Raw genomic sequence first — 10,413 nt, forward strand, 5'->3', positions numbered from 1 at the left:
TAGTGTTTTATCCCTTTGATTTAGACCTTTTCCTGATTCTACGACAAGCCTTAGCCAATCTCCACAGGCGTAACTTCCCGAAGTCTTACGGTACAATACTCTATTAAAAGTTAATTATTTTTTAACTGGTATATAAATTTTTTGATCGGCTTTTAATTCTTCAGCTTTTTTCATGTTATTATTTTCCATTATAAGTTTTACGGCCTTTTTAGAATCACACCAATGCATTTCTTTACTTGCTATACTTGTTAATGTATCTCCTGCTTTTACTACATAAGCATTTCCTTTTTGAGCTACCTCTTCTTTAGATGATTTAAAATTTTCTTCTGTTGGTATATATAATTTATCTCCTGCTTTTATTAATGAATTTTCATCAATTTTATTAATATCTTTAATTACTTGAATTACTTCATTAACATCATCAAAGGTACTAAATTGTTTAGCTATAGTAAATAAGTTATCACCTTTTTTAACAACATATTGATCATCATATATTGATATAGAATCTGCATTTGTTGTTTTTACATCTGTCTTATCTTTTTCTTCTTTTTCGGTTTCTTTATTTTTGTCTTGTTCTTTTTTATTATTTTCTTTGTCATTAATAGTTTCTTTATTGTTATCTTCTGCTTTTTTGTTATTTTCTTTATCTTGTTCTTGTTTATCCTCTTTTAAGCTTTCCTCTAAAAAGTTATCTTTTTTATCGGCTTTGATTTTATTAGCTACTTGATTTTTTGCATTTTTATTTATTTTTGCATTATCGTTATTTCTATTAACAAATTTTACTCCTAAAAAAATTCCTAATAGTACAACTACTATAGTACTGGCTAAAATTATACCTTTTGATTTTTTCACCTTTATTCTCTCCTCTCAGAAAATATATTTAACTTTGTATTTATTTAAATTTTTTCCAAAATACTATTTTTTATACATATATTATAAATTTTCTTTTAAATGTTTTATTTTCTTTTATTTCATTTTTAATATTATTTTGGAATTCATTAACTGTTATTAAGTATTACCTATTTTTATATTTTTAAACATAAAAAAATCATTACTTTAAAAAGTAATGATTTTTTTATAAAAGTTTATTTACATGGATTATTTTTAGTTCAATTTATATATATTTTTTTAGTATATTTATTATTTAATTTGATCTATTTGATTTTTTATATCCTCTGGAGTCATGCCATTTGCACTAATTATTGATGTTTTTGTTATTGTATCTTGTATTCCTAAACTATTATTAGATTCACCTGTTACAACTACAGCATCAAACTTCTTTAAAAAATTAGGAGCTGTTTTTTTTCTATCATCAAATTCCTTAACACTATATCCTTCGTTTTCTAAATAGTTCTTTATAGGTTTTAATCCCTTTTCTACAGCTACTTTTTTCATGTTAACTTCCTCCTCTTTCAACTAATGCTATAATAAAATTATTTTAAATTCCCTTTGTTCAATAATTATTATGTGCATTGAATGTTAATATATTCGAAGTTAATATTTCTAAAATGTCTTTTTCATACACAAAGTAGATATCTTTAGAAAAATAAAAAGGTATAAAATATATTATATTTTATACCTTAAATCTGAAACATTATGTATTTCTTATATAATTGTGTATCCAGTGTCTTCTATAGATTCCAGGATTTTGTTTAAATCAATGAAAAAATCATCATATATAACTTCAACCTCACCTTTTTTTTTAGAAATTTGGCAGGCTATTATTCCTTCATTTGAAGTTATAGCTTTCTTTACATTGTTTATATCTCGCGCTGAATTTATATTATATACTTTAATTACAGCCTTCATAATAAAATCCCCCTAGTTCTCCTTAAATACCTCTTTTACTTTAACGTTAGATTTTTCTTCTTTTAATATATCACCTAATATTTTACTATCTTCCTCATCTTCTATTTCAAGTTTAATTACATCATCATTCTCTTCTGCCATATATTCACCTGATATAAGTTTTGTATCTTTAACCTTAACTTCTTTTATAACTTCTTCATCATCAATTTTAAGTTTAACTTTTAAGGATTCTTTTATTATGTTATTATCAATAACTTCTCCTTTTCCACTGTCAGTCTCTACTATAGATCCAACATTAGGCATTTTCTCACGAATCTTTCTATATGCCTCTTCTTCATAGGTTAAACAACACATAAGTCTTCCACAAATTCCTGATATTTTAGAAGGATTTAAAGATAAATTTTGTTCTTTAGCCATTTTTATAGACACAGGTGCAAATTCACCTAAAAAAGTTGAACAACAAAGAGGTCTTCCACAAGGTCCTAATCCCCCAACCATCTTAGCTTCATCTCTAACACCTATTTGTCTTAATTCAATTCTTGTTTTAAATATACTAGCTAAATCTTTTACAAGTTCTCTAAAGTCTACTCTTCCTTCAGCAGTAAAATAAAATATAACTTTATTATTATCAAAAGTATATTCTACATCAATAAGCTTCATATTTAAATTGTGTTTTTTTACTTTTTCTTCACATATCTTTAAAGCTTCTATTTCTTTTGATTTATTGGCAGTATGTTTTTCAATATCTTCCTTCGTAGCCTTTCTTATAACATCTTTTAAAGGAGAAATAAGCTCTTCTTCACTAATTTCTTTTATTCCTACTACACACTCTCCAAATTCAACCCCTCTTGCTGTTTCTACTATAACAAAATCATCTTTTTTTATATCTATATCTTTAGGATTAAAATAATATATTTTTCCCGCCTTTTTAAACCTTATTCCTATAACTTTTAACATTTTATACCTCCTGTATCTTTAGCAACATAGTACTAAACACTAATGATGAGTTGAGGTTCCTACCTAAATTTTCTCTGGTCTCTAATAAAATTCTTATAATATCATTTAACTGTGAAAACGAAAATATATTCCATACATCTTCTAACTCATTAAATTTATCTAAGTTAATTAAATTATGTTTATGGCCAGTTTCCTTATATATTATAGCATCTCTTATAAAACTAATCATGCAATCAAAAATGTCTTCATTATTTTCTTTATTAAATTTTTTAAACATTTCTTCATACTTTAATAACTCAACTTTATCTATGTGTTTAACTTCCTTTAAAAATTTTAATATAGATGATCTCATATCCTTAAAATTCTCATCATAAATTAGTTGTTCTGCCTTTCCAGGTATACCATCACTAAAAGAAATTAAAAGTTTCATTTCATTTTCAGACAGATCTTTATAATTAGTTTGTAAAAATATCTTCATTTCATCAAAACTTAAAGGATTTAGTTTATGTATCTGACATCTTGATTTTATAGTATCTAAAATACTTTCTGAATTCTCACATAGTAAAAATATGTACACTCCAAAGGGAGGTTCTTCGATAGTTTTTAGAAATGCATTTTGAGCTTGCATCGTCATTTTATCTGCATTATAAACTATTACAACCTTATTATCTCCCTCATAAGGTTTCTTATTTATTTCTTCTATCAAAATTCTTATTTCTCCTACACCTAATGACTTCTTATTTTTTCCTAACTTCCATGGAATAACATCAACATGATCTATATTATCTTCACAACCTAATATACTTTTACCAAGTACGTTTGCTATAATACTTTTACCTATGCCATCTTCTCCCACAAAAAGATGAGCATGGGTAAATTTCTTATTATAAATAACCTGTTGTAATGGTAAAAGAATTCTTTTATGTCCTATAATATTGTTACCTAAGCTCATCTTTATTTTCTCCTTAACTATTAAATTAAAAAATATCTTAATTAAATTTTTGCAAACCTATCCACATCTACAACAAAAATTGTAGCTCCACCGATTTTAACTTCCACTGGATAAGTCATATATACAGATGCTGCTCCTGTAGCTGGTGTTGGTGACGTAACCACCTGTTTTCTGGTTTTACAAATTTGTTCTACTATATCCATTACATTATCAACTTTATCATCATCTACTCCCATCATCAAAGTAGTGTTTCCAGATTTTAAAAATCCTCCAGTTGTAGCAAGTTTTGTAACCCTATAACCACTATCTGTTAAAGCTTCAACTAAGTCATTGGCATCTTGGTCTTGTACTATGGATATAACTAACTTCATGAGATATCCCTCCTCATTTAATAATTATAGATTTTTTTAATTTATCTTGTATTTTATTTTATCATATTTGTAGAAATTTAGTAAGCTAAGAACCTTTATATTTTGAATTGTTTATATTTTGCCTAAATGTTTTTTAATTTTTGTATCTATAATGTTAATAACCTCTTTAGATACATCCTCTATAGATTGTTCTGCATTAATTTTTTTAATTCTATTGGGATACTGCTGTAAAAGTTTTAAGTATCCTTCTCTTACCTTTTTATGAAAATCTAATTTTTCTAAATCAAGTCTATTCATTTCATCATTTCTATTTCTTACTCTTCTTAGTCCTTCCTCTGGATTTATATCTAAAAACAGAGTTAAACTAGGCATATATTGATCGATAGCAAATTTGTTTATTTCATAAACTATGTCCATGCCAATTTCTCTAGCGTATCCTTGATATGCTAAGGATGAATCAATAAACCTATCACATATTACAACTTTTCCTTCTTTTAGAGCAGGAATCACCTTTTCCACTAAATGTTGTCTTCTAGATGCACAATAAAGTAAAGCTTCTGTTCTCTCATCCATTTTGATATTCTTTTTATCTAAAAGTATTCCTCTTATATCTTCCGAAATTTTTATTCCACCGGGTTCTCTAGTACTTATATATGGAATATTATTTTTTTCTAAATACTCCTCTATAACCTTTATTTGACTAGTCTTTCCTGAACCTTCTCCACCTTCTAAGGTTATAAATAAACCTTTGTATGCCATTTTACTCCCTCTTCCCTGTAAAATTTATATAAGTAATGTTATTATATAATTATTTTAATTTATAAAGTTTTTTAAATGATCCATAACTGTTCATCTTCTATTCCTAAAACCGTTAAATTATTTTTTATATAGTACTCAATAACCCTAATGGCCTCTTTATCAATTACCTCACCAGGCATTACAAGTGGAACTCCTGGTGGATATGGGACAATACTTTTGCCACATATTTTTCCTATTGAGTCTTTAATATGTACTTTTATCTTTTTTTTATCCATTATTTCATGGGGTAGAAATACAGTTTTAGGAATATTATAATCAAGAAATGGCACTTCTTCCTCCCTAAACTCTTCTAACTTACATTTCTTTAGTTCATAATAAAGCCTTTCAAAGTCTTCTGGAGTATTGAAAGGATTGGGTATTAAAATAATGTTCCTACCATCACTCATTTCACATTGAATTTTCTTTTTCCTTAAATAATCTAATAGTTTATGAGCACTGTATCCTTTATTAATTCTTATAACAAACCTAGTTAAATCAATATATGTATCAAAACTTTTCTTCATATTCCTATACATATGTTCATTTCCTAATACTAAAAATCCTTGTAATCCATTTATCTTCTCTCTATATTCCATACAAAGTTTTAAAAAATTTGTATATTGCTCTCTGCCATACTGTTCTAAATAAAATCGTCCAAACTCCATAGACATCATCATCACATAAGAAGGACTAGTACTCATAAATGCACTTACATAGAAATCTACTTTTTCTAAATCTATTGAATCTCCAACGTGGAGATATGCTGTCTGCGTTAAACTAGGAAGAGTTTTATGTGAACTCATAACTACCATATCTGCCCCTAATTTTATAGGATTTTGAGGTAACTCTTCTATGACTCCAAAATGTGCACCATGAGCACAATCTACTAATACCTTCATATTATATTTTTTTGCTTCATTTATAATTTGTTTTAAATCTACACAAATACCATAATAATTAGGATAAGTAATTATTATTCCTTTAGCATCTTTATTTTCTCTTAATGTTTTAAAAAAATGCTCCCTATTTAGAGAGAAAGGAGCATTAAAATCTCTATCTACTATATTTTTTAAATACACAGGATTTAACTCTCTCATTATAATTCCATTCATAACTGACCTGTGACAATTTCTTTCTAATATAACTTTATCGCCTTTATTAAAGGTAGAAAATATCATACTTAAGTTTCCACTTGTACTACCATTTACAAGATAATAGGACTTTTTACTTCCGTAGTATTCTTTTAATCTATCTAAAGATTCCTTTATTATTCCTTCAGCATTGTGAAGATTATCTACTCCATCAACTTCTGTAATATCACCTTTTAAAATATGCTCATAAAAATATTTTCCTTCTTTTATATTAATAAATCCTCTTCCACTTTTATGTCCAGGCATAGTAAATGGTAAATTGTTTTCCTTTATATATTCTAATACACCATCTATAAGTGGTAATTGTGACACTTACTTTCCTCTCCTTTTATCATATAATGTATAATAGTTCTTTTTATACGATCTTTAAAATAATCATAAAAATCTGTGTTCATTTCTGCTTTAATCAGTCTTTTTTCACACGAATAACATATTCTTCTTCCCTTAATCATTATACCATCATTTAGAGGCTTCCTACATATAATACAACAGTTTTTTTTCATTAATGTCCCCCTTAAAAGAATGCTTAAACTTATCTGGATTCTTGCCTCATATAATATATTTTATTCAACATGTCCCCTTTTTAATTACTCATTTCTAAATATTAAAATTTTATTTGGATATAATATGTTTATATTAATTTTGTAGATATGGAGTGATGAGAACTATGAAAAGGGATATAATAACTAGTTTCTTAACTTTACAAGATGAACTTAAGTCTCTATCACAATTTATATATGAAAATCCAGAATCAGATTTTAAAGAAGAAAAGTGTTGCAATTACATAGTAAATTTATTAAAAACACATGGATTTACTATAAAAGAAAAATTTCTAGACATAAATACATCCTTCTATGCTTCCTTTGGGAAAGGCCATCCTAAGATATGTTATATTTGTAAATACTCAGCTACTGAATACGGTCATATACATGGAAATAATATTAACTGTATGATGAGTATAGGAGCAGCCATTGCGTTGTCTAAAACTATTTCGGAATATGATGGTTCTGTAATTATTTTAGGATGTCCTGGTAGCAATTTTAACGGTGCAGAATTAACCATAACTAAACAAGGTATTTTAGAAGACATGGATGTTATTTTGTCAGCTCATGCCTTTAATGAGAATCTTCAAAGTGGTACTTCAATGAGTGTTATACCCGTAGAAATTAATTTTACATCGAAAGAAATATTAGGGGAAGGTATAATAAATTCATCTCCATTAGATGGGTGTTTGTTGGCCTTTAATACTCTAGGAATGATGATAAAGAATTCTAATGATAAATGTACAATAGATGGTGTATCTATAAATAGTTCTGAAAAACCATATACAACACCTTCTAAGGCTTGTGCTAAGTTTTTTGTTAGAGGTGCTAAGCTAAATAGTTGTAAATGTATAAATATAGGCTTAAAAAGTTTTTTATGTAATTTATGTTCTATACTTAATATAGATTATTCCATAGGTATGTTTGATCTTCCTTGTAGAGAGTTATTAAGTAATAAAGTCTTATCAGATTTATTTACAAATAACTTAAAACAATGTGGAATCATAGATATTAACTGTTGTAGAGATATTCCTTATGGGCTTAGTATAGGTGCCATAAGCCATACTACTCCTTGTATATATCCCTCAATAGATATAACAAATAATGAAAAAATCAAATATCCCTCTTTAGAATTCCATAAGCTATCTAATAGTGATTATGCAATTAAACAAGGCTTTAAAAGCGCAAAAGCTTTGGCTTTAACAGCATTAGATATTTTAGAAACACCTAATTTATTAAAAGAAATGACTATGGAATTATATAGAAATACAAATCCATTATAAAAAAGTAGAGTCAGTATAAATTTTAATTTATACTGACTCTTTATAAGTAATCATAAATTTTTATTATACATATAACTAAAAGTTAAATTCTCTATAAGTATTACTACATCTTTCAATATTTCTAATTAATCTATCACTAGGGTTAAAATAAAACTTTTTAAGTCTTCCTTCTAATTTATAAACACATATATAATTTTTTGTTCTTAACTTGCAAAAATCATATCTTTTTACCCCATGAAAATTAAGCTTATCCGTAATTTTATCACTTCTACCTATATATTGTATATCTGCTAAGTTAACTATTTCTAATAGATTTTCACTTTCTCCAGTGATTTTATGAATAATAAGCTCATCTTGTATAAGTGAATACTTATATTTAGTTCTAAGTCTCTTTATTTGAAATAAAGCTATACAAATCATGATTAAATAGCTTAGATACTTTATTATTTTGAATAAATGAGTTTTAGGTACCATAACATCCAATAAATCAGAAACAATAATAAATGTCATTAACATAGCTAAAAAAATTAAAATAATAGAGTATTGTTTTCTCTCTATTACCTCTTTGTGCAACGCCATAGAATTAACCTCCATCAAACCAAAATTCCTTTAACACACACATCAATAAAAAAATAAAATTATAATAATATAAATATAAAAATTTACGTTAATCCTTATTATTTATATAGTTTCTTAATCATTATTAACTTTCGTTTATTAGTTCAAGACACATATACAGATTATACTAGCATTTATACATTTTATCTACAGCACTCAGAGCTTATATACCTTTTTTACAATTGATTAATACCCACTATTAACAATAAAATTAAAATACATTCATATATATATACTTTCCTTTGTTTTATGTGAAACTGCTCATAAGTTTAAAATTTATAGTTAAATCTAGAAATATAAAGCTATATAATGATACCATAAGAATACTACTATAAAATAACTGAAAATCACTTCTTATGCTAATTTTAAAACTGTATTTTATTTTTTTAAGCATATAATAATTAAAAATTTTTAAAATAAGGACTGATATAAATGGTAAAATTAAAATCAATAAAACTGGGGGATACTATAGGAATAGTTTCTCCTTCAAGTGCTGAATATCCTGAAAAAATACAAAAAGGAATAGCTGAACTTAAATCACTAGGATTTAAAGTTAAGGAAGGAAAATTTATATATAAGAGAAAAGGCTATTTAGCTGGTGAAGATTATGAAAGAGCATCGGATTTAATGAATATGTTCATGGATCCATCAGTAGATATGATTCTATGTGTTAGAGGTGGTTATGGTGCCATGAGAATTCTCCCTTATTTAAATTTTCATAAAATAAAAAAAAATCCTAAAATATTTATGGGTTTTAGTGATATTACTGTACTATTAAATACTATAAATTCCAAATGTGGTTTTCCGACTTTTCATGGACCCATGGGTACATCAAATTTAACTGATAAATACACACTAAAAAGCTTCTTAGATACCATTTTAAATAAACTACCTAATAATATGATAGAAAATCCTAGAGAAGTTCCTTATACAACATTTAAGGAAGGTATTGCTGAAGGCAATCTAGTAGGTGGAAATCTATGTCTTATATGTAGTACACTAGGTACACCCTATGAAATAAACACAAAAAATAAAATCTTATTTCTCGAAGATGTGGGAGAAGCTCCTTATAAAATAGATAGAATGCTAACCCAATTACTACTAGCTAATAAGCTACAACAATGTAGTGCTATTATATTAGGTCAATTCACAAACTGTACATTGCAACATTACGAAAGAAGTTTAACTTTGGAACAAGTTTTTGAAGATAGATTAAAAGATTTAAATATTCCTATTCTAAAAGACTTTGCAACAGGACACTCATATCCAAAGTTAACTTTACCTATAGGACCAAAAGTTAGACTTAATACTTGTAGTGGTTGTATAGAACTATTAAATAACTTATTTAAATAAAAAAGTAACCAAGTTATAATTAAATATAACTTGGTTGTTTTTGCCTAAAATAAAAAAACTAGTGAATTTTCACTAGCTTTTTTGGAGGCGCCACCCAGATTTGAACTGGGGATAAAGGTTTTGCAGACCTCTGCCTTACCACTTGGCTATAGCGCCATATATGGTGGCTCGAACTGGAATCGAACCAGTGACACGAGGATTTTCAGTCCTCTGCTCTACCGACTGAGCTATCGAGCCATATGGCTCCGCGAAAAGGATTCGAACCTTCAACCTATCGGTTAACAGCCGAGTGCTCCACCGTTGAGCTATCGCGGAACGTTTTCACCTGGCGACGTCTTACTCTCCCACAAGGCTGCCCCTGCAGTACCATCAGCGCTGTAAAGCTTAACTTACCTGTTCGGTATGGAAAGGAGTGTTACCTTTACGCCATTGTCACCAGATTTACATTATTTATTGTTGTTAGACGGTATACATGAGAGATTGTTCTCTCAAAATTGTATAATGAATATTTATTTGGTCAAGTCCTCGACCTATTAGTATGAGTCAGCTGAACATGTTACCACGCTTACACCTCTCACC

General features: G+C 27.4%; 12 protein-coding genes, 3 tRNA genes and 1 rRNA gene. 2 read left to right on the top strand and 14 right to left on the bottom strand.

All coding sequences use genetic code 11. The features are described from left to right. Nucleotides 1–114 precede the first annotated feature (114 nt). The 9 genes from QOZ93_RS09135 to QOZ93_RS09175 form a co-directional block, all read right to left on the bottom strand. Nucleotides 115–852 (bottom strand): LysM peptidoglycan-binding domain-containing protein, encoded by a 738-nt coding sequence (locus tag QOZ93_RS09135; protein WP_307355990.1) that lies wholly within the window; start codon nucleotides 850–852, stop codon nucleotides 115–117. A 288-nt stretch (nucleotides 853–1,140) separates the two neighbouring features. Next, entirely contained in the window at nucleotides 1,141–1,395 is a 255-nt protein-coding gene (locus QOZ93_RS09140; protein ID WP_111940245.1) for a YkuS family protein, read from the bottom strand. A 210-nt stretch (nucleotides 1,396–1,605) separates the two neighbouring features. Beyond that, a complete protein-coding gene (locus QOZ93_RS09145) occupies nucleotides 1,606–1,809 on the bottom strand; it encodes a heavy-metal-associated domain-containing protein (RefSeq protein WP_111940243.1) in 204 nt (67 codons plus the stop codon). A 12-nt stretch (nucleotides 1,810–1,821) separates the two neighbouring features. Next, the gene (locus QOZ93_RS09150) at nucleotides 1,822–2,766 is read right to left on the bottom strand and encodes a PSP1 domain-containing protein (RefSeq protein WP_111940241.1); all 945 of its coding nucleotides are present in this window, start codon (nucleotides 2,764–2,766) and stop codon (nucleotides 1,822–1,824) included. 1 nt (nucleotide 2,767) lies between these two features. Beyond that, nucleotides 2,768–3,718, bottom strand: coding sequence for a DNA polymerase III subunit delta' (locus tag QOZ93_RS09155; protein ID WP_307355991.1), 951 nt, complete (start codon nucleotides 3,716–3,718; stop codon nucleotides 2,768–2,770). Between the two features lie 41 nt (nucleotides 3,719–3,759). After that, the gene (locus QOZ93_RS09160) at nucleotides 3,760–4,089 is read right to left on the bottom strand and encodes a cyclic-di-AMP receptor (RefSeq protein WP_111940237.1); all 330 of its coding nucleotides are present in this window, start codon (nucleotides 4,087–4,089) and stop codon (nucleotides 3,760–3,762) included. 111 nt (nucleotides 4,090–4,200) lie between these two features. Further along, complete coding sequence (tmk, locus tag QOZ93_RS09165; protein ID WP_307355992.1) at nucleotides 4,201–4,848, bottom strand: dTMP kinase; 648 nt, start codon at nucleotides 4,846–4,848, stop codon at nucleotides 4,201–4,203. Between the two features lie 71 nt (nucleotides 4,849–4,919). Beyond that, nucleotides 4,920–6,350, bottom strand: coding sequence for an aminotransferase class I/II-fold pyridoxal phosphate-dependent enzyme (locus QOZ93_RS09170; protein WP_307355993.1), 1,431 nt, complete (start codon nucleotides 6,348–6,350; stop codon nucleotides 4,920–4,922). After that, nucleotides 6,329–6,541: a sigma factor G inhibitor Gin gene (locus tag QOZ93_RS09175; protein WP_111940231.1), complete on the bottom strand. Its 213-nt coding sequence runs from the start codon at nucleotides 6,539–6,541 to the stop codon at nucleotides 6,329–6,331. Before QOZ93_RS09175 ends, QOZ93_RS09170 begins: the two co-directional genes overlap by 22 nt. A gap of 164 nt (nucleotides 6,542–6,705) precedes the next feature. Here QOZ93_RS09175 and QOZ93_RS09180 point away from each other — a divergent pair, with 164 nt between their 5' ends. Next, complete coding sequence (locus QOZ93_RS09180; RefSeq protein WP_307355994.1) at nucleotides 6,706–7,863, top strand: zinc-binding metallopeptidase family protein; 1,158 nt, start codon at nucleotides 6,706–6,708, stop codon at nucleotides 7,861–7,863. Between the two features lie 75 nt (nucleotides 7,864–7,938). Here the strand turns inward: QOZ93_RS09180 and QOZ93_RS09185 are convergent, their stop codons facing one another. After that, nucleotides 7,939–8,442: a hypothetical protein gene (locus QOZ93_RS09185; protein WP_111940227.1), complete on the bottom strand. Its 504-nt coding sequence runs from the start codon at nucleotides 8,440–8,442 to the stop codon at nucleotides 7,939–7,941. Nucleotides 8,443–8,913: 471 nt separating this feature from the next. On the opposite strand from QOZ93_RS09185, the gene QOZ93_RS09190 reads away from it, so the two are divergent. After that, nucleotides 8,914–9,834: a S66 peptidase family protein gene (locus tag QOZ93_RS09190; RefSeq protein ID WP_307355995.1), complete on the top strand. Its 921-nt coding sequence runs from the start codon at nucleotides 8,914–8,916 to the stop codon at nucleotides 9,832–9,834. Nucleotides 9,835–9,916: 82 nt separating this feature from the next. On the opposite strand, the gene QOZ93_RS09195 is transcribed toward QOZ93_RS09190, so the two are convergent. The 4 genes from QOZ93_RS09195 to rrf form a co-directional block, all read right to left on the bottom strand. Further along, a tRNA-Cys gene (locus QOZ93_RS09195) sits at nucleotides 9,917–9,990 on the bottom strand. A 5-nt stretch (nucleotides 9,991–9,995) separates the two neighbouring features. Next, nucleotides 9,996–10,071: transfer RNA gene (locus QOZ93_RS09200), tRNA-Phe, on the bottom strand. A gap of 3 nt (nucleotides 10,072–10,074) precedes the next feature. Continuing rightward, nucleotides 10,075–10,149 (bottom strand) — tRNA-Asn (locus tag QOZ93_RS09205). Nucleotides 10,150–10,157: 8 nt separating this feature from the next. After that, nucleotides 10,158–10,274, bottom strand: a 5S ribosomal RNA gene (rrf, locus tag QOZ93_RS09210). Between the last annotated feature and the right edge of the window lie 139 nt (nucleotides 10,275–10,413).

The organism is Hathewaya limosa, from assembly GCF_030815255.1.
GTDB lineage: Bacteria > Bacillota > Clostridia > Clostridiales > Clostridiaceae > Hathewaya > Hathewaya limosa.

What these genes read in the sequence shown, in the direction of transcription:
- QOZ93_RS09140 (WP_111940245.1), bottom strand. Translation starts at nt 1,395, where the DNA reads ATGAAAAAAGTAGCTGTAGAAAAGGGATTAAAACCTATAAAGAACTAT.
- QOZ93_RS09145 (WP_111940243.1), bottom strand. Translation starts at nt 1,809, where the DNA reads ATGAAGGCTGTAATTAAAGTATATAATATAAATTCAGCGCGAGATATA.
- QOZ93_RS09150 (WP_111940241.1), bottom strand. Translation starts at nt 2,766, where the DNA reads ATGTTAAAAGTTATAGGAATAAGGTTTAAAAAGGCGGGAAAAATATAT.
- QOZ93_RS09155 (WP_307355991.1), bottom strand. Translation starts at nt 3,718, where the DNA reads ATGAGCTTAGGTAACAATATTATAGGACATAAAAGAATTCTTTTACCA.
- QOZ93_RS09160 (WP_111940237.1), bottom strand. Translation starts at nt 4,089, where the DNA reads ATGAAGTTAGTTATATCCATAGTACAAGACCAAGATGCCAATGACTTA.
- tmk (WP_307355992.1), bottom strand. Translation starts at nt 4,848, where the DNA reads ATGGCATACAAAGGTTTATTTATAACCTTAGAAGGTGGAGAAGGTTCA.
- QOZ93_RS09175 (WP_111940231.1), bottom strand. Translation starts at nt 6,541, where the DNA reads ATGAAAAAAAACTGTTGTATTATATGTAGGAAGCCTCTAAATGATGGT.
- QOZ93_RS09180 (WP_307355994.1), top strand. Translation starts at nt 6,706, where the DNA reads ATGAAAAGGGATATAATAACTAGTTTCTTAACTTTACAAGATGAACTT.
- QOZ93_RS09185 (WP_111940227.1), bottom strand. Translation starts at nt 8,442, where the DNA reads ATGGCGTTGCACAAAGAGGTAATAGAGAGAAAACAATACTCTATTATT.
- QOZ93_RS09190 (WP_307355995.1), top strand. Translation starts at nt 8,914, where the DNA reads ATGGTAAAATTAAAATCAATAAAACTGGGGGATACTATAGGAATAGTT.